This is a genomic window from Achromobacter anxifer (assembly GCF_903652925.1).
In the GTDB taxonomy this organism is placed as follows: Bacteria; Pseudomonadota; Gammaproteobacteria; order Burkholderiales; family Burkholderiaceae_B; genus Achromobacter; species Achromobacter anxifer.
In genome coordinates this window covers 265,416-282,236 of record NZ_CAHLAR010000008.1, presented here as the reverse complement: position 1 = coordinate 282,236, position 16,821 = coordinate 265,416, and the positions used below count along the sequence as shown (strand labels likewise).

Genomic DNA, 16,821 nt, shown 5'->3' with positions numbered 1-16,821 from the left:
GCCAAGGGGGAACCCGGTATTTGGGCCCTCTGGCGGGTGTTATTCTCTTACCCAACGCGCCCGGCCGCCTTGCCGCGACCGGGCGCCGCAACAGATCGAAACCCCAGGACGACCAACGTGAAACAAGTCACCGCCATCATCAAACCCTTCAAGCTCGACGAAGTCCGCGAAGCGCTGGCCGAAGTCGGCGTCAGCGGCTTGACCGTTACCGAAGTGAAGGGTTTCGGCCGCCAGAAAGGCCACACCGAGCTCTACCGCGGCGCCGAATACGTGGTCGACTTCCTGCCCAAGATCCGCGTTGAAGTCGTTCTGCCCGACAGCCAGGTCGAAGCCGCCATCGAGGCCGTCGTCAAGGCCGCCCGCACCGGCAAGATCGGCGACGGCAAGATCTTCGTGACCCCGGTCGAACAGGCCATCCGCATCCGCACGGGCGAAAGCGACGAAGAGGCGCTGTGATCGGCGCCTGTTGAATCTACTCCCGCCGCGGGGCCGCCCTGATACGGGGCAGGCCCTGCGGGCGGCAGCAAGCGCACGAAGTGCGCGCCGCGTGGGGGTCCATGCCCGCCGCCGGGCCGCCCCAAGGCGGGCAGCCCCCTCGGGGGGCAGCAAGCGCACGAAGTGCGCGCCGCGTGGGGGTCCATTTCTCCGCCGGGCCGTCCCAAGGCGGAGCAGCCCTCTCTATCGAATCAGCTGATTCATCTCCAGGATCGGGCTCATCACCGCTAGCACGATCAGCAGCACGAACCCACCCATCAGTAGTATCAGCGCCGGCTCCAGCAGCGCGGTCATGGCCATGGCGCGCCGTTCCAGGTCGCGCGACAGGTTCTGCGCGCCGCGGTCCAGCAGTTCGGGCAGGCGGCCGGTTTTTTCGCCGCTGGCGATCAGGTGCACCAGCAGCGACGGGAATACCTTTTGTGCGCCCAGCGAGGCCGACAGCGATGCGCCTTCGCGCACGCGGGCGGAGGCTTCGTCCACCGCCTGGCGCAGCACGTCGTTGCCCAGCGTGCGCCGCGCCGCTTCCAGCGCCGTCAGCAGGGCCACGCCGCTGCCTGAGAGAATCGCCAGCGTGGAAGCGAAGCGCGCCGCGTTCACGCCCAGCACGAAGCGTCCCGCCAGCGGCAGCCGCAGCACGCGCGCATGCCAGGCGCGCCTTGCGGCCGGCGCGCGCAGCGCGTAGCGCCACAGTGCGATCGCCAGCGCCAGCGCCACGCCGGTGACCAGGCCCCACTCGCGCACATAGTCCGACAAGGCCAGCATGATCCGCGTCAGCATCGGCAGTTCCTGCTTGGCCTGGCTGAATGCGGACACCACCTGCGGCACCACATAGCCCAGCAGGAAGATCACGATGATTACCGACACGCAGGCCACGACTGCGGGATAGATGAATGCCGTCAGCACCTTGCTGCGCAAGGCGTTGCGCTCCTCGATGTAGTCGGCCAGCTTCTCCATCACTTGCGCCAGGTCGCCGGACTCCTCGCCGGCGCCAATCAGCGCGCGGTAGATCTCCGGGAAATCGCGCGGCCGCGCGGCCAGCGCGGCGGACAGCTTGTGGCCGGCGCGCACGTCGTCGCGCACGCTGCCCAGCGTCGCGGCGATGTGCTTTTTCTCGGCTTGTTCCAGCGTGGCGCTCAAGGCCGCGTCCAGCGGCAGGCTGGCAGCCAGCAGGCTGGCCAGCTGACGAGTCAGCCAGGCCAGGTCTGCATCCGACAGGCGCGTGCGCAGCGCGGCGCCGAGTCCTTCGGCGCGCGCCGCCAGCGAGGTGGACAGCGGCAGCAGGCCGCGGCCGCGCAGCTGGTTGCGGGCGCCGCGTTCGCTGTCGGCGTCGATCGTGCCGCGCACGATCTTGCCCAACGCGTCGGTGGCTTCGTATCGGAAGGAAGGCATCGGCAAGGCAAGGGCCCCACGCATGTCGAAAACGCGCAAAGCCCCGAATTTAAAGGGTTTCCAGGCCGATACGATGCCTGCGGATTATGACCGTAGTGTTGCACTGTCACCCCGTATACTCCGACGCGCTTTCACGTTTTTTCACACGATTTCACGTTTCAGGCACCTATCCCGTCATGCGTCACATTGCGCAATTCAGCCTTGCGGTACTGCTCGCCGCAAGCCAGCTCGGACCCGCGGCTAGCACGGTTCACGCTCAACAGGCCGACAATCGCGTCAGCCTGAATTTCGTCGAAACCGACATCCCCGCGGTGCTGCGCGCGCTGTCGCTGTTCACGCAGCGCAACTTCCTGGTGGACCCGCGCGTCAAGGGCAAGCTCACCCTGGTGTCGGACCGCCCGGTGGATAGCGCGCAAGCCCTGTCGATGCTGACGGGCGCGCTGCGCATGCAGGGCTTTGCCATCGTCGACGTCGACGGCGTGACACGTGTGGTGCCGGAGGCCGACGCCAAGCTGCAAGGCAGCGCGGTGGCGGGCAATCCGCGTCCGCAGCAGGCGCCGGCCGGCGGCGCGGGGCGCGCGCCGGTGCCCGTGTCGGCCTTCGCCAAGGGCAGCGGCAACAGCGGCGAAATGCTGACCCGCGTGTTCCCGCTGAAGTACGAGAACGCCGCCAACCTGGTGCCGGTGCTGCGCCCCATGGTGCCGCCGAACAACCCGATCAACGCCTATCCCGGCAACAACACGCTGGTGGTCACGGACTACGCCGACAACCTGGAGCGGATCGCGCAGGTCATCGCGCGCATCGACGTCCCAAGTTCGATCGACACCGACGTGGTTCCGGTGCGCTCGGCCATCGCGAGCGACCTCGCCATCCTGGCCTCGCAGCTGCTGGACACGCAAAGCAGCGACCCCACGCAGCGCATCGCCGTGGTGGCCGATCCGCGCAGCAACAGCGTGCTGGTGCGCTCGGGCAGCCCGGCGCGCACGCGGCTGGCGCGCGACCTGATCATGAAGCTGGACGCGCAGCAGAACCGCGCCGGCAACCTGCACGTGGTCTACATGCGCAATGCGCAGGCCACTCGCATCGCCGAGGTATTGGGCGGACTGCTGACCGGCCAGGCGAATTCCGCGCCTGGAGCCACGGGCGGCGCCAGCGGCGCAGGCGGCGCTGCGGGCGCGCAGGCTGCAGCGCGCGCGCAGAGCGTCTCGACCAGCGCCGGCATGGCGGGGCAGGGCATGGCCGGCTCCGCCAAGGGCGGCATGTCGGGCGACCAGGAACGCATCACGCGCGAGGACAACAGCTCGCAGGCGGTGTCGTATTCGGCAGGCGGCGCCACCATCCAGGCGGACCCGGCCACCAACTCGCTCATCATCTCGGCGCCGGAGCCGCTGTACCGCAGCCTGCGCGAGGTCATCGACCAGCTCGACCAGCGTCGCGCGCAGGTGCTGGTGGAAAGCCTGATCGTGGAAGTCAGCGAGGCCAAGGCGGCGGAGTTCGGCATCCAGTGGATGACGGGCGCAGGCAACATCAACAGCAACGGCACCAGCTTCATCGGCGGCACCAACCTTGGCGGCAGCGGCATCACCGGCAAGGGGCCGACCACCATCGACGCGCTGGGCGGCGGCCTGAGCGTGGGCGTGGTCAAGGGCACCGTCGACGTGCTGGGCAACAAGGTGATCAACCTGGGTGTGCTGGCGCGCGCGATGGAGAACACCGGCGAAGCCAACATCCTGTCCACGCCCAATCTGCTGACCCTGGACAACCAGTCGGCCAGCATCCTGGTGGGCAAGACTGTGCCCTTCGTGACGGGGCAATACGTGACCTCGGGCAGCAACGGCAGCACCAACCCGTTCCAGACCATCGAGCGCGAAGACGTGGGCCTGAAGCTCAACATCCGTCCGCAGATTTCCGAAGGCGGCTCGGTCAAGCTGGACATCTACCAGGAAGTCAGCAGCATCGACGAAAGCCGTTCCAATGCCACCACGGGCATCGTGACCAACAAGCGCGCCATCGACACCAGCGTGCTGATCGACGATGGTCAGATCATCGTGCTGGGCGGCCTGCTGGAGGACAACGTGACGCTCACCACCAACAGCGTGCCTCTCTTGGGCTCGCTGCCCGTGATCGGTTCGCTGTTCCGCTACGATTCGCGCAAGCGCACCAAGACCAACCTGATGGTGTTCCTGCGCCCCTACGTGGTGCGCGACGCGAACCGCAGCGCCAGCGTCACCATGGACCGCTACGACTACATGCGCCGCGCCCAGGGCGTGGTGCAGCCGGGCCAGCACTGGGCGCTGCCCGACATGCAGGCGCCGATGCTGCCGGCGCCGGGCTCCGCGCCGTCGGTGTCCAACAATGCCTATGACCTGCGGCCCGAGCACCAGGACGAGACGCTGCGCCGTCCGGCGCCCGTGACGGCGCAGTCCTTCGCGGTGCGGCAGTATCCGGGCATGGCGCAGACGAGCGGCGGGTCCGACGCGATCCGCGTGTCGCAGAGGCTGATGCACAGCGTGGCCGTGGACCCCGACACACTGCTATGAGCGCGCATCCCCTGCCTTATGCCTGGGCCCGCGCGCAGCGCGCGGTGCTGTCGCTGCGCGGCGGTCAGGCGCGCCTGACCGTCAGCCCGCGCACGCCGGAATGGGCCGTTCGCGAGATCCGCCGCTGCCACGGCGACATCGAGCTGGCGCAGATCGAGGACGAGGCGCTGGAAACCTTGCTGACGGCGGCCTACAGCCATTCCGAGGACGCCGCTTCGGTCATGGGCGTGGCCGAGAACGAGATCGACCTGGACCGCCTGATGCAGGACATGCCCGAGGTGGCGGACCTGCTGGAGGCCCAGGACGACGCGCCCGTCATCCGCATGATCAACGCGCTGTTCGCCCAGGCCGCGCGCGACGGCGCCAGCGATATCCATATCGAACCCTTCGAGACCCACTCGGTGGTGCGCTACCGCGTGGACGGCACCTTGCGCGACGTGGTGTCGCCGCGCAAGGCGCTGCACGCCGCGCTGATCTCGCGCATCAAGATCATGGCGCACCTGGACATCGCCGAAAAACGCCTGCCGCAGGACGGCCGCATCGCGCTGCGGGTGGGCGGACGGCCGATAGACGTGCGTGTCTCCACCTTGCCCACCGGCCACGGCGAGCGCGCCGTGCTGCGCCTGCTGGACAAGGAGGCAGGCCGCCTGCAGCTGGAGAAGCTGGGCATGGCCCCTGGCGTGCTGGGGCAGCTGGACCGCCTGATCCGTCAGCCGCACGGCATCGTGCTGGTGACCGGCCCGACGGGCAGCGGCAAGACCACCACACTGTACGCGGCGTTGAGCCGCCTGGACGCCTCCACCAGCAACATCCTGACAGTCGAGGATCCGATCGAATACGACCTGGCCGGCATCAGCCAGACGCAGGTCAACGCCAAGATCGACATGAGCTTCGCGCTGGCCCTGCGCGCCATCCTGCGGCAGGACCCCGACGTCATCATGATCGGCGAAATCCGCGACCTGGAAACCGCGCAGATCGCGGTGCAGGCTTCGCTCACGGGCCATTTGGTGCTGGCCACGCTGCACACCAACGACTCGGTGTCGGCCGTGACGCGGCTCACCGACATGGGCGTGGAGCCTTTCCTGCTGGCTTCGTCGCTGCTGGGCGTGTTGGCGCAGCGCCTGGTGCGCAAGCTGTGCCCGGCCTGCAAGAAACCGGCCATGCAGGACGGCGCGCGGGTGTTCCATCCGGTAGGCTGCGACGCCTGCAACCACACCGGCTACAGCGGCCGGTCGGGCATCCACGAACTGTTCACGGTGGACGACGAGGCGCGCCGGCTGATCCACGAAGGGCGCGACGAACGCGAGCTGCGGCGCGCGGCGGCGGCGGCCGGCATGCGCACCATGCGCGAGGACGGACAGCGCTGGGTAGATGGCGGGCAGACCTCGCCGGAAGAAATCCTGCGGGTGACGCGCGACGCCTAGGCCGGAAGCCGCGCATCCCCTTGCGGGGGGCGTGGCGCGGGCTAGGTCCCGAACGTCACGACATCCCCCGAGCGCCTGCCCAGCGCCGAGAGCAATCCATCCAGCGCCGCGCGATCGGCTTCGCGGGCGGACTGCGCGTAGGTGGCCTGGCCCTGGAAGCTCAGGCCGCCGCGGCCGCCGGCGCTGCCTTTGCCGGTCACGTCCAGGAGGCCGCTTTCCGTGCTCAGGGCCAGCGTGGCGCCGGACTTTCCGCCTTGCACCCGCAGCAGATAGCTGCCCACCGGGGCGACCGGGGCTAGCGCGGTGCTGGCGTTGCGCCAGCGCAGTTCGGCCAGGGGGCCGGCGGGCAGGGCGCCGCCCAGGCGCAGCGGCTGCCAGTTGATCTCCAGCGTGCCCTGGGGCGCGATGGTGTTCCAGGGCGCGCCCAGGGCGGCCAGCACGGAGGCCGGCGCGCGCAGCGATTGCGCCGGCACGGCCAAGCCGTTCCAGCCGGGGCGCGCGCGCAAGGGGCCTTGCAGCCAGGGGTGGGAGATTTCCAGCGATAGCGTGTCCCAGCGCCACTGCCATTGCACGGGCTGCGGCAGCATGCGACGGGCTTCGGGCGGGCCGAGGGCGATCCAGGCGCTGCCGCGCCACAGGGTGCCGCTGGCGTCGGCCAGCGTGACCGGCGATTTCTCCGGCAGGAAGGCAAGCAGCCAGCGCGCGGGCAGGGCGGCGGCGCCCGCGGCGGCGGCGCAGAGCGTGCCGGCCAGCAGCAGCGCGAGGGAACGTTTGGAAGGGCGCAGGCCTGGCATGTCAGCTCCGTTGCGCCGCTTGCGGCGCCGCCAGGGTGATCTTGCCGTTGACCAGTCCGGGCAGCGGCCGTCCGTTGACGTTGGCGGCGCGGCTCAGGTCCACCTGTTTGACGGCCAGGCTCCAGTCGCGCGCCGCGCCGTCCAGCCATCGCAGCAGCGCCGAGGACGGCGCCTGCTTCAGCGTCAGTCGCAGCTCGGCGCCGCTCTCGGCGGCGTCCAGGGTCCACTGGTCCGCGGGCAAACCGGCGCGTTCCAGCGAGGCCGCGATGTCGGCTTGCTCGGGCATGGCGCCGGCAGGGGCGGCGGACTTGCGCCGCAGCGCAGTGGCTTGCGCGGTCAGGTCGGCGACCGTCGCGGCCTGGCCGCGCAGAGCGGGCAGCTCGGATTGCAGCTTGCGCAACGCGTTCAAGGGCGGTTCGATCAGGCTGACGTAGACCAGCGCCGTGCCCAGCAGCAGTCCGGCCGCGGCGACCAGCCGCCGTTCGCGCGGCGCCAGCGCCTGATAGCGTTGACCGGCGCGCGCCAGCGCCGGGCCCAGGGTCTTGGCCAGGGATTGCCTGGCGGCATGCAGGGATTGCGGGAGTTTCATGGTTGAGCGCGCAGGATGCGCCAGGTGTTGTCGTTGTCGCCGCGTTCGAGCTTCAGGCCCAGGGCAGCGGCTTGCTGGATCAGCGCCGGCGTTTCGGCGACGCGCTGCGACTGTTCGCCCGCGTCGGCCAGTTGCAGGGTCAGCGCCTGGTCGGCATAGCCCAGACGCGCCACCTTGTCGGCGGCGAAGGGCAGGGCCTGGGCTGCGGCGCGGGCCAACGGCAGGAAGTCGGCGGCATTGGCGGCGCCGCGGTTCGCCTGCAGCGCGTCCAGCCCTTGTTGCGCCTGTCGCGGCGGGTCCAGCACCACGGGTAGGTCGGGAAAGGCCGCCAGCACCTGCGTGCGCATGCCGTTGCGCAAGGCGTCCGCCTCGGATTGCAGCTGCGAGGCATACAGGTTCAGGCCGGCGATCCAGACCAAGGCCGCGGCCGCAGCCCAGCGCCAGACCGGGCGCCAGGCCGAGACGCGGGCCGGCGCGAGTTGGGGCATGGCCAGAGACCAGGATGGCGTGGGCGCCTGCCAGCGCGGGTCGCCGGGATCGCGCAGCGGCGCCGCGATGTCGGCGCCCAGGGTCTGCGGCGCGATCAGCGCGTGCGCCCGCAAGCCCTGAGCGTTCAGCAGGCTCCAGGCGCGGCGCACGGGTTCGCGCGCGGCCCAGGCCAGCGGCACCGAGCCGTCGGCGCCGCGCGGGCCGTGGCCGATGGCCAGGGAGTCCAGGTCGCTGAGCACCAGCGGCTCCAGCGCGCTGTGGACCGCGGCGGCGTAGCGGGCGCGCGCGACGGCCGGGATCTGCACGCTGGTCGCGATCACGTCGGACGGATGCAGCACGGCTTCGCAGGCGGCCTGGGGATAGGCATGGCCCATGGCCTGCAGCGTCAGTTCGCCCTGGCGCGCGCAGCGGCCGCGCCGGTCGAACCAGGCGTAGGGCAGGGGTGAGTCGGCGCTGAGCTCGTCCAGGGGCGGCAGCGCGATGCGCAAGGTGTTCTTCAAGGGATTTCTCTCGTCCATATCGTGTCGGGAGCGGCCGGCGGCGAGCTGCGCAGCAGCGCCTGCATCGAGATCCGCGCGCGCTCGTAGGCCACGGCGCCGCTGGCCAGGAACCAGCCGCTGGTGGTGACCACGGCGGGCGGCGGCGCCTTGACGCCGGCGCCGGCCAGGCGGTTGGCGAAGTCGCCGGAATTGTTGAACCAGTTGCCGCGGTCGCGCTCGCCGGCCATGGAGCGCGCCTGGCTCAGCGACAGGCCGGGTGCCAGCGCCGCCAGCACCTCGGCAGGGGCGGTATTGACGTTGACGCTGGTGGCCACGGGCAGCACCGTCATCGTGCGGCGCAATTCATTGCGCACCGCCGGGTCCAACGCCAGCAAGACGGCCACTTCGTCCACCCCGCGCGGCAGGGGCGCGCGCGCCTGGGGCGCGGACTGCCGCTGCGGCGCGGAGGGGGCCGAGGGCGCGTCGGCCGGCGGCGCCGGCGGCTGCGCGGCCGCCATCACCTCGGCGATGCGCGGGGCCAGCGTGTCCGGCAGCTGCAAGGCGCCCAGCAACCGGCGCAGCACCAGTTCCTGCTCCGGCTGCGGCACGCCGTTAGTGGCCAGGTTGTACAGGTTGTACTTGCCTTGCTCGTCCTGCACCCGGCCCGAGAAGACGGCGACTCGATCGTCGCCGGGCCGCTCGATGCGCGTGTCCAGTACCGGCGTGGCCCAGATCTGGTCGCCGCGCGTGGTGGGTTCGCGCCGGCCGTGGTCGCGCACGATCAGCCGGGCCCAGTCGATGCCGCCCGCCAGCATGGCGCGGGCCTGGACCCGCGCCATTTCGTTTTCCACGCGCCGCGTGCTGGCGGTCTGGCGCTGGAACAGGCCGGTGGTCAGGGCGGCGACGATGGCGACGATGATGAGCGCGCTGACGACGGCGGCGCCGCGTTCGCTCCGGGAGCGGCGGGGCGCGTTCATGGCAGCTCCAGCACGCGGGTGTAGCGCTGCGGCGCGTTGGCTGCGCCGCGTTCCAGCACGATTTCCAGGCCGGCGGGCGCGGCGGACAGGCTGGCGTCGGCGTCGACCCAGCCGGCGCCCGGCACCCAGGCGCGCAGCTTCAGGGTCCGCGTGCCGGGCAGCAGCAGGACGCCCTCGCTGGCGGCGGGCAGCGGACTGCGCGCCGCCGGCGGTCCGCTGGCGCGCCACAGGCCGTCCTTGCGCACCTGCCATTGCACGCGCTGCCACAGGCCATTGCCGTCCGGGTCGGGACGCAGGATCTCGAAGACCGGGCCGCCGCTGGCGCGGCGCAGCAGGCGCAGGCCGCTGGTATAGGCCACGGCGTCCAGGCCGGCGGGCTCGAAGGCCGGGCCGCTGTAGGACAGTTCGACATCGCGCGCCATCTGGCCCAGCGTGCGGACGATGGCGTCGATGTCCTCGGCCTGCTCCTCGATCCGTTCGCGCGCGCCGGACACGTTGGCCAGGCCGCGCCAGGCCATCAGGCTGACGAGCGCCATCAGCGCCAGGGCCACCAGCACTTCGATCAGCGTGAAGCCGGCCTGGCTTCGGAGAGGGCGGCGCATGGCTATCGCAGGCTGGACAGAAGGCCGTCCAGCTGCAGCAGCACGGCGCCCGCTTGCGGGGCGCCGGCGTCGCGCACCTTGATGGAGACCTGGCGGAAGCTGCGGTTCATTGAATTCGTAAACTCCAGTTCGCATTGCAGCGCGCGGCCGCCTTGCGGACAGGCCTCGCTGCGCGTGCCGGCGCGCGGCAGGGCCGGCTCCAGCCGCAGCTGCGCCAGCGCGTTCTGCGCGGCCAGCAGCGCCAGCGTCTTGTCCTGCAGCGCGCGGTTGTTCTCGGCCATGACGCCGGTGGCGCGCAGCGCGGCGCCCATGGCGACGGCGATGATGGCCAGGGCCACCAGCACCTCGATCAGCGTGAACCCGCGTTCGCGACCGGGCCGGCGCGGCGGTTCAGCGGATCTCATAGCGGCCCGCGGCATCGCGCAGCAGGGTGACGCGGGAATCTCCCGCGCGCAGCGTCAGCGTGACGGGCGCGGCGACCCATTCCGTGTTGAACACCAGCGGCCGGTCCGGGTCGAGCCGCAGCTCGACCGGAGCGGCCGTCCAGGATTGCGGGCGCAGCACTTCGTCGCGTTCCATCCTGTCCAGGGGCAGGGGCCGGTCTTCCTCGGCGCTCAGGCCCGGCAGCCGTCCCTGGCGCTCGAAGGACCAGCCCTGGCCGCTGGCGAGCCAGCGGATGGGGCGGCCGTCGCTGCGGGCCTCGCTCTGCGCCACGGTGAAGGCGTCGGCCAGGCGCTGGGCGTCGCCGCGCAGGCGGTTGTCGCCGCGGCCGACGGACAGGCTCACCATGCTGGCCGCGATCGCCACGATCACCAGCACCACCAGGACTTCGACCAGCGTGAAGCCGCGTTCAGAGTTCCCAGGAACCGATGTCGGCATCGCCGTTTTCTCCCCCGGGCTTGTTGTCGGCGCCGAACGAGAACACATCGATATCGCCTTTGACGCCTGGGCTCAGGTATTGGTAGGGATGGCCCCAGGGATCGTTGGGCAGCTTGTCCAGGTAGCCGCGCCAGTTGTTGACGCCTTCGGGCTTTTGCACCAGCGCGCGCAGGCCCTGGGCCGTGGTCGGGTAGCGGCCGTTGTCCAGGCGGTACAGCTTCAGCGCCTGCATGATGCCCGCGATGTCCTGGCGCGCGGCCACCTGGCGGGCCTGGTCGGGGCGGTCCAGCACGCGGGGGACGATCAGCGCCGCAAGTATCCCCATGATCACAATCACCACCATGATCTCGATGAGGGTGAAACCCTGCTGGCGGGCAAGCCCGCGCGGTAGCTGACGCACTTTACGACTCCGGTCTTACATAAGTAGAAGCGGAGGATTGTGGACATGAAATATGACAGCAATACTCACGCCGCCGGCAAACACGCGGGGCTGGGACCAAGGCGCGAGGAACCCGGGCGCGCCGCCATGCTATGGTCGCCGGCAGGCCGTTTCCTTTCCCGCCGCTCACATGCTTTCCTTCTTCGGCTCCTTCATCGACCAGTTGCTGGACTACGCCCGCGCCCACGAGGACTGGCTGCCGGCCGTCGGCTTCGTCTTCGCCTTCCTGAAGTCGCTGCCGCTGGTGGCCCTGTTCGTGCCGGGCACCGCGCTGCTGGTGTCGGTCGGGGCGTTGCTGGGGGCGGGGGTGGGCCAAGGCGTCTACGTCTGGCTGGCGATATCCATAGGCGCGGCGCTGGGCGACTGGGTCGCGTACGTGACGGGGATAAGGGCCGGCCCCGCGCTGTTGCAATGGGCGCCGCTGCGCCGCAGGCCGGCGCTGATCATACGCACGGCGGCGTTCGTCGACCGCTGGGGCGTCCTGAGCGTGGTGCTGTGCCGCTTCTTTGGGCCGCTGCGCGCGACCGTGCCCATGCTGACCGGCATGTTCGGCATGCGCGCCGTGCCGTTCCAGATCGCCAACTGGGGGTCGGCCTTTGTCTGGGCCGGGGCCTTGTTGCTACCCGGCTGGGCGGGCATTGCGCTATTCAACGGCGGCTGAACCGCCGCGAACCTCACTTTTCGCGCGAGATGCCCGCGGGCGCGGGCGGAGCGGCCGGAGCCGGCAGGCGGCTCGGGCGCCCGGCCTGTTCCACCGTCACCGAGTCCGCCGCGACCTCGCGCAGCACGATGCCCGTAGCCACCTCGCCGCCCGCGCGCCAGGCCTGCGGCGGGCCGCCGTCGACGCTCAGCACGGCGGCGCCGTCGGGGCCGGCGGCGATCACGCCCAGCACGGTGATCTGCGTGCGCATCGCTTCGTCCTTGCCGAACCACAGGGCCACCGGCGTGTTGTCGGCCGCGCGCGGCGCGGCGGCCGACACCGCCGGGGGCAGGGGGCCGGGCTTGGGCGCCAGCAGGACCGAGGCCCACACGCCCACGCCGGCGGCCAGGGCCAGCACGGCAAGGATGCGGAACACGGCGGGCGCGGCGGGCAAGTTCGGGCGCAGGGACAGAGGCATGGAACGCGGATGCGGGACGGGTTGCGACGCGGCCGACTATAGCGGGCTTTCATGACAGGCTCGCGATCAGTATGCGGGTGTCTTTCAATTGCCACACCCGCCGCTGTCATCGTGCTTACATGACCCGTGTCTAGCATGCGCTCAGGTCCGGCTTGCAAGGCCGGGCATCCATCCTACCCAACAGGGACTACCCGCATGCAAGACCAGAACCAAGCCAATCGCCGCCGACTCCTGAAAATGCTGGGAGGCGCGCCGATGCTGCCGATCGGCGGCATCAGCCTGACCGCGCTGCTAGCCGGCTGTAATTCCAGCGACGATGACGACGACAGCGCGCCGCCCGTCGCGCCGGTCACGTTCAAGTCGGCCTCGTTCACGTCCATGGCCGCGCCCTCGCTGTCGCAGCCGGCGCTGATGGCGCGCACCACCGTGGGCTCGGCGCTGGAACTGGTGTTCAGCGACGGCTCCAAGCGCAGCGTCGAGCTGGGCTACGAGCCGTTCTTCATGACGGGCGACGCCGTGCCGGACGGCAAGGGCGGCACCGTGGTCGCGGGCGGCTATTTCAACCTGGCCGGCGCGCCCATCATCGACAACTCGGTGGCCGGCAAGGCGCGCCAGTTCTTCTCCAACTGTCCGGACGGCATGTCGCTGCTGTCGCTGTCGGAGCCGACCAAGGTGGCGGGCGTGGCCGGCAATGCGCTGTATGCGGTGGTGCAGTTCGAATACCAGTCGATGGACCAGGCGGGCAACGACATGTATGGCCTGCTGCCGTCGCAGATCGCGGTGCTGACGCTGTCGCAGGATCCCAACACGGGCAAGCTCAGCCTGGTCAAGTACCACACCGTGGACACCTCTTCCGTGCACGGCCTGTGGATCACCTGTGGCGCCAGCCTGTCGCCGTGGAACACCCACCTGTCCAGCGAAGAGTACGAGCCGGACGCGACCACGGCCAAGGCGTCCAAGTCGTTCCAGACCTATAGCCAGAACGTCTACGGCGATCCGGCCCGCGCCAACCCCTACCACTACGGCCACATGCCGGAAGTGACCGTGAACCCCGACGGCACGGGCACCATCAAGAAGCACTACTGCATGGGCCGCATTTCGCACGAGCTGGTGCAGGTCATGCCCGACCAGCGCACCGCGCTGATGGGCGACGACGCCACCAACGGCGGCCTGTTCATGTTCGTGGCCGACCGCAAGGCCGACCTGTCCGCCGGCACGCTGTACGTCGCCAAGTGGGCGCAGACCTCGGGCACGGGCCCGGGCGCGGGCAACCTGACCTGGATCAAGCTGGGCCACGCCACCAGCGCCGAAGTGAAGGCGCTGGCCGATCAACTGACCGCCGCCGACATCATGGACGTGCGCACGGCCGATCCGCTGGACGCCGCCTTCACCAAGATCCGCTACTCGGGCAAGGACAACTGGGTCAAGCTGCAACCCGGCCGCAACGTGGCCGCCGCCTTCCTGGAAACCCATCGCTATGCCGCCATGGTGGGCGGCACGCTGGCCTTCTCCAAGATGGAAGGCACCACCGTCAACGCCAAGGACAAGATCGCGTACAGCGCGATGTCCCGCGTCGACAGCTCCATGACCGACGGCCTGTCGCCCGGCTTCAAGGTGGAAGGCCCGGCGGCCGGCGCGGTCTACCAGCTGCACATGAAGGAAGGCCAGGTCGACACCGACGGCAAGGCTATCGACAGCGCCTGGGTGCCGGTCGACATGGCCGCGGTGCCGGAACTGGTCGGCCAGGTGCTGGCGGCGCGCGACGCGCTGGGCAACACCCACGCCGCCGACAAGATCTCCAACCCCGACAACCTCAAGTTCTCGGAGAAGCTGCGCACGCTGTTCGTCGGCGAGGACAGCGGCGGCCACGTCAACAACTTCCTGTGGGCCTACAACGTCGACACCAAGCAGATGTCGCGCGTGCTGTCGTGCCCGGTGGCCGCGGAATCCACCGGCCTGCAGGCGGTGGACGAGATCAACGGCTGGACCTACATCACCAGCAACTTCCAGCACGCGGCCGACTGGACCAGCGTGCACTCGGTGGTGCGTCCCACGCTGGAACCCCTGGTCAAGGCCAACTACAAGGACGGCTTCGGCGCATCGGTGGGCTACCTGACCGGTGTCAAGATCGGCGCCTGAGCGCCCGCGGGCCCTGGCGGCCTGCCTGCAAGTTCCGCGTTGCGGGGCGGCTTCCTTCGGGAAGCCGTTTTTTTGCGCAAGGGCATCCCGGATGCCTGTTGTATTGCGTTTGCGCGCAAAAGAATCCTGATCCGTCGATCAGGGTTTCTCTTCTTTGCTTCACGGGGCTTTCACCTTGGATGGCCATCATGTGGTCCAGCGTAAACCCTGTTCATGAAACGAGAAGAGAAGCATGCAACAAGCATTGAATTGGAGAAGATGGTGCGCGGCCCTGGTGGCGACCAGCGCATTGGCGGGCTGCGGGGGCAGCGATGACGACGGCGACGATACCGCCGTTCCGCCCACCACGCCGCCGGTGACGACGCCGGACCCGACCCGCGCCGACAAGGTGCTGTTCATCGGCGTCGACGGCCTGACCTATGACGCGATGCGCAGCGGCGTGGCCGACAAGTCGTTGCCCAACATCGGCCAGCTGAACGCCACGCGCGCCTGGACCGGCGGCGTGACGGGCGCGCCGACGCAGCAGCCCACGCTGCTTGCGCCGGGCTGGGCCACGCTGCTGACCGGGCAATGGGCCGACCAGCACGGCGTGCGCTACAGCGTGCAGGGCGAGACGCTGCAGACGCCGACGCTGTTCCAGCGCGTCAAGACGGCGCGTCCGCAAGCGCGCACCGCGGCCGCCTTCAATTCCACCACGCTGGCCGGCGTCGTCGGCGGCGACCGCGACAAGGGCTATCTGCAATCGTTGACCGACTGTGCCGGCGTCGACGCTTGCGTGGCCTCGCAGGCGCGCGACCGCATCACCGAGGGCTATGACGTGGTGGTGGCGCAATTCGGCGCGCCGGAACTCGCCGCTTCGGAGAACGGCTTCGGCACGTCCTACGACACCGTGATCCGCCAGACGGACACGGCCATCGGCGTGCTGGCCAAGCAGATCGCGGACCGCAAGAAGGACCATCCGGGCGAGAACTGGCTGGTGGTCGTGGCCTCCAGCCATGGCCTGGGCAAGAACGGCGCCAGCGACGGCCGCCCGTTCTCCTCGAACAAGACCATCCTGCTGGCCGCCAACCAGCCCGCGCTGCTGGGCGGTAGCGCCGACGACGCGTCGTTTGACGGCCTCTGGGACAACAATTGGTACGCGCTGCCCAGCGCCGCCGACGTGACGCCCACGGTGCTGGACCACCTGAAGGCCCTGCCGGCGGCCGCCAGCTATGACATGGCGGGCACCACGCTGAGCGGCAAGCTGGCGCTGCGCTACACCGCGGCCCGCACTTCGACGGACAACAAGAGCGTCACGCTGAGCTGGGTACGCGTGGGCGAACCGGCCGGCGACATCGTGATCAGCCGCGACGGCAAGGAGATCGCGCGCGTGTCCGGCACGGCCGCCGAGTACGTCGACAAGGGTTTCACCTTCGACACCGAAGGCGTGCACACGCTGAACTACAGCGTGGCGGTCGGCAGCGCGGTCAGCGCCGCGCGCACCACCGTGGCCTACACCAAGCCGCTGCCCTTGCTGGCCTCGCTGCGCACCAGCCTGACCATGCTGTTCCCGTTCGAGGGCAACATGACCGACGTGGCCGCCGGCGGCGGAGCCATCACGCCGTTCGACGGCACCCAGGCGCCGGCCTATGCCGACGTAGGGGTGTTCGGCAAGATGTTCAAGAATGACCGCAGCGCGGCGCCCCTGGGCGGCTTCAAGCTGGATTACCCGGCGGGCATGCTGGACGCGGCCCAGGCCTTCACCATCGGCTTCTGGTACCAGTCCGACGGCACGGCCAACGACCGTTCCATCCTGGGCAACAAGGACTACAACTCCGGCGGCAACCCCGGCATCACCATCGCGCAGTGGGCGGGCCCGGTGCTGTATTTCAACCTGGCCGGCGGCGGTTCGCGCGTCGACATCAACAACGTGAAGTTCACCCCCAACAAGCCGGTCTACATCGCGATGACCGTGGACAAGAAGGCCAAGACCATGACGGCTTCGGTCTACGACAGCGAACTCGGCTTCTCGCAACGCACCATCAGCACGGGCTCGGTCGACCTGACCAAGATCGCCGGCGTCTACGGGCCGCATCTGGGCCTGAACGAAGACGGGCGCGGCACCTACGGCGTCTGCTGCGCCGGCACCAAGGGCCCGTACACGATGTATTTCGACGACCTGGCCTACTGGTCGCGCGCCCTGACCGAGGCCGAGCTGAAGTCGCTCGCCATGTCCGGCAAGTCCGTTTCCGAACTGTTTCCCTGATGTACCGAGGATAGAAAAATGAGCATGTCCATGATCTTGCGCGGTTTCCTGCGCCTGGGCGCGGTGCTGATGCTGACCGCCACGCTGGCCGCCTGCGGCGGCGACGACGGCGACAGCGGCGGCGGCAAAGACCCCGGCACGGGCCAGCCCGAAACGCCCAAGCCCGAGCCGACCAAGCCCGAATTGCGTTGCGCGCCTTGAGCCGCATTCCCCACAGATCCAT

Annotated in this window: 17 protein-coding genes; 7 read left to right on the top strand and 10 right to left on the bottom strand. The window is 69.8% G+C overall.

Annotation, left to right across the window (positions count from 1 at the left end):
• Nucleotides 1-117 precede the first annotated feature (117 nt).
• Nucleotides 118-456, top strand: a complete 339-nt coding sequence (locus HWY37_RS24565; RefSeq protein ID WP_013393295.1) for a P-II family nitrogen regulator — start codon at nucleotides 118-120, stop codon at nucleotides 454-456.
• A gap of 222 nt (nucleotides 457-678) precedes the next feature.
• On the opposite strand, the gene gspF is transcribed toward HWY37_RS24565, so the two are convergent.
• Nucleotides 679-1,884 carry a type II secretion system inner membrane protein GspF gene (gene gspF / locus HWY37_RS24560; protein ID WP_175211294.1) on the bottom strand — a complete coding sequence of 402 codons (1,206 nt, stop codon included), beginning with the start codon at nucleotides 1,882-1,884 and terminating at the stop codon, nucleotides 679-681.
• A 176-nt stretch (nucleotides 1,885-2,060) separates the two neighbouring features.
• On the opposite strand from gspF, the gene gspD reads away from it, so the two are divergent.
• The gene (gene gspD, locus HWY37_RS24555) at nucleotides 2,061-4,424 is read left to right on the top strand and encodes a type II secretion system secretin GspD (RefSeq protein ID WP_176090052.1); all 2,364 of its coding nucleotides are present in this window, start codon (nucleotides 2,061-2,063) and stop codon (nucleotides 4,422-4,424) included.
• On the top strand, nucleotides 4,421-5,848 hold the full coding sequence (gspE, locus tag HWY37_RS24550) for a type II secretion system ATPase GspE (RefSeq protein WP_175211290.1): 1,428 nt from the start codon (nucleotides 4,421-4,423) through the stop codon (nucleotides 5,846-5,848). Before gspD ends, gspE begins: the two co-directional genes overlap by 4 nt.
• Before the next feature lie 41 nt (nucleotides 5,849-5,889).
• On the opposite strand, the gene gspN is transcribed toward gspE, so the two are convergent.
• Genes gspN through gspG form a run of 8 tightly spaced genes read right to left on the bottom strand, consistent with a single transcriptional unit; the run spans nucleotide 5,890 to nucleotide 11,057 of the window.
• A complete protein-coding gene (gene gspN, locus HWY37_RS24545; RefSeq protein WP_175211288.1) occupies nucleotides 5,890-6,642 on the bottom strand; it encodes a type II secretion system protein N in 753 nt (250 codons plus the stop codon).
• Between the two features lies 1 nt (nucleotide 6,643).
• Nucleotides 6,644-7,231 carry a type II secretion system protein GspM gene (gspM, locus tag HWY37_RS24540; protein WP_175211287.1) on the bottom strand — a complete coding sequence of 196 codons (588 nt, stop codon included), beginning with the start codon at nucleotides 7,229-7,231 and terminating at the stop codon, nucleotides 6,644-6,646.
• The gene (gene gspL / locus HWY37_RS24535; RefSeq protein ID WP_176090051.1) at nucleotides 7,228-8,238 is read right to left on the bottom strand and encodes a type II secretion system protein GspL; all 1,011 of its coding nucleotides are present in this window, start codon (nucleotides 8,236-8,238) and stop codon (nucleotides 7,228-7,230) included. The genes gspM and gspL overlap by 4 nt, the downstream gene beginning before the upstream one ends.
• Complete coding sequence (gene gspK / locus HWY37_RS24530) at nucleotides 8,217-9,176, bottom strand: type II secretion system minor pseudopilin GspK (protein WP_176090050.1); 960 nt, start codon at nucleotides 9,174-9,176, stop codon at nucleotides 8,217-8,219. The genes gspL and gspK overlap by 22 nt, the downstream gene beginning before the upstream one ends.
• Nucleotides 9,173-9,778, bottom strand: coding sequence for a PulJ/GspJ family protein (locus tag HWY37_RS24525; protein ID WP_176090049.1), 606 nt, complete (start codon nucleotides 9,776-9,778; stop codon nucleotides 9,173-9,175). Before HWY37_RS24525 ends, gspK begins: the two co-directional genes overlap by 4 nt.
• Before the next feature lie 2 nt (nucleotides 9,779-9,780).
• Entirely contained in the window at nucleotides 9,781-10,182 is a 402-nt protein-coding gene (gspI, locus tag HWY37_RS24520) for a type II secretion system minor pseudopilin GspI (protein WP_175211832.1), read from the bottom strand.
• Entirely contained in the window at nucleotides 10,169-10,657 is a 489-nt protein-coding gene (gspH, locus tag HWY37_RS24515) for a type II secretion system minor pseudopilin GspH (RefSeq protein WP_175211830.1), read from the bottom strand. The genes gspI and gspH overlap by 14 nt, the downstream gene beginning before the upstream one ends.
• Nucleotides 10,629-11,057 carry a type II secretion system major pseudopilin GspG gene (gene gspG, locus HWY37_RS24510; protein WP_063642578.1) on the bottom strand — a complete coding sequence of 143 codons (429 nt, stop codon included), beginning with the start codon at nucleotides 11,055-11,057 and terminating at the stop codon, nucleotides 10,629-10,631. Before gspG ends, gspH begins: the two co-directional genes overlap by 29 nt.
• 169 nt (nucleotides 11,058-11,226) lie before the next feature.
• Here gspG and HWY37_RS24505 point away from each other — a divergent pair, with 169 nt between their 5' ends.
• Entirely contained in the window at nucleotides 11,227-11,757 is a 531-nt protein-coding gene (locus tag HWY37_RS24505; RefSeq protein ID WP_175211828.1) for a DedA family protein, read from the top strand.
• Between the two features lie 13 nt (nucleotides 11,758-11,770).
• Here HWY37_RS24505 and HWY37_RS24500 read toward each other — a convergent pair whose 3' ends face one another.
• Nucleotides 11,771-12,214 carry a type II secretion system protein N gene (locus HWY37_RS24500; protein ID WP_176090048.1) on the bottom strand — a complete coding sequence of 148 codons (444 nt, stop codon included), beginning with the start codon at nucleotides 12,212-12,214 and terminating at the stop codon, nucleotides 11,771-11,773.
• 195 nt (nucleotides 12,215-12,409) lie between these two features.
• Between HWY37_RS24500 and HWY37_RS24495 the strand changes: the two genes are divergently transcribed.
• The 3 genes from HWY37_RS24495 to HWY37_RS24485 all read left to right on the top strand — a co-directional run bounded on the left by HWY37_RS24495 (nucleotide 12,410) and on the right by HWY37_RS24485 (nucleotide 16,799).
• A complete protein-coding gene (locus tag HWY37_RS24495; protein WP_175211333.1) occupies nucleotides 12,410-14,353 on the top strand; it encodes a PhoX family protein in 1,944 nt (647 codons plus the stop codon).
• Between the two features lie 232 nt (nucleotides 14,354-14,585).
• Nucleotides 14,586-16,598, top strand: a complete 2,013-nt coding sequence (locus tag HWY37_RS24490) for an alkaline phosphatase family protein (RefSeq protein WP_175211335.1) — start codon at nucleotides 14,586-14,588, stop codon at nucleotides 16,596-16,598.
• Between the two features lie 18 nt (nucleotides 16,599-16,616).
• Nucleotides 16,617-16,799, top strand: coding sequence for a hypothetical protein (locus HWY37_RS24485; RefSeq protein WP_175211337.1), 183 nt, complete (start codon nucleotides 16,617-16,619; stop codon nucleotides 16,797-16,799).
• The last annotated feature ends 22 nt before the right edge of the window (nucleotides 16,800-16,821 follow it).

Coding starts and splice junctions, on each gene's coding strand:
- gspF (WP_175211294.1), bottom strand. CDS start 1,884: ATGCCTTCCTTCCGATACGAAGCCACCGACGCGTTGGGCAAGATCGTG.
- gspD (WP_176090052.1), top strand. CDS start 2,061: ATGCGTCACATTGCGCAATTCAGCCTTGCGGTACTGCTCGCCGCAAGC.
- gspE (WP_175211290.1), top strand. CDS start 4,421: ATGAGCGCGCATCCCCTGCCTTATGCCTGGGCCCGCGCGCAGCGCGCG.
- gspN (WP_175211288.1), bottom strand. CDS start 6,642: ATGCCAGGCCTGCGCCCTTCCAAACGTTCCCTCGCGCTGCTGCTGGCC.
- gspM (WP_175211287.1), bottom strand. CDS start 7,231: ATGAAACTCCCGCAATCCCTGCATGCCGCCAGGCAATCCCTGGCCAAG.
- gspL (WP_176090051.1), bottom strand. CDS start 8,238: ATGGACGAGAGAAATCCCTTGAAGAACACCTTGCGCATCGCGCTGCCG.
- gspK (WP_176090050.1), bottom strand. CDS start 9,176: ATGAACGCGCCCCGCCGCTCCCGGAGCGAACGCGGCGCCGCCGTCGTC.
- HWY37_RS24525 (WP_176090049.1), bottom strand. CDS start 9,778: ATGCGCCGCCCTCTCCGAAGCCAGGCCGGCTTCACGCTGATCGAAGTG.
- gspI (WP_175211832.1), bottom strand. CDS start 10,182: ATGAGATCCGCTGAACCGCCGCGCCGGCCCGGTCGCGAACGCGGGTTC.
- gspH (WP_175211830.1), bottom strand. CDS start 10,657: ATGCCGACATCGGTTCCTGGGAACTCTGAACGCGGCTTCACGCTGGTC.
- HWY37_RS24505 (WP_175211828.1), top strand. CDS start 11,227: ATGCTTTCCTTCTTCGGCTCCTTCATCGACCAGTTGCTGGACTACGCC.
- HWY37_RS24500 (WP_176090048.1), bottom strand. CDS start 12,214: ATGCCTCTGTCCCTGCGCCCGAACTTGCCCGCCGCGCCCGCCGTGTTC.
- HWY37_RS24495 (WP_175211333.1), top strand. CDS start 12,410: ATGCAAGACCAGAACCAAGCCAATCGCCGCCGACTCCTGAAAATGCTG.
- HWY37_RS24490 (WP_175211335.1), top strand. CDS start 14,586: ATGCAACAAGCATTGAATTGGAGAAGATGGTGCGCGGCCCTGGTGGCG.
- HWY37_RS24485 (WP_175211337.1), top strand. CDS start 16,617: ATGAGCATGTCCATGATCTTGCGCGGTTTCCTGCGCCTGGGCGCGGTG.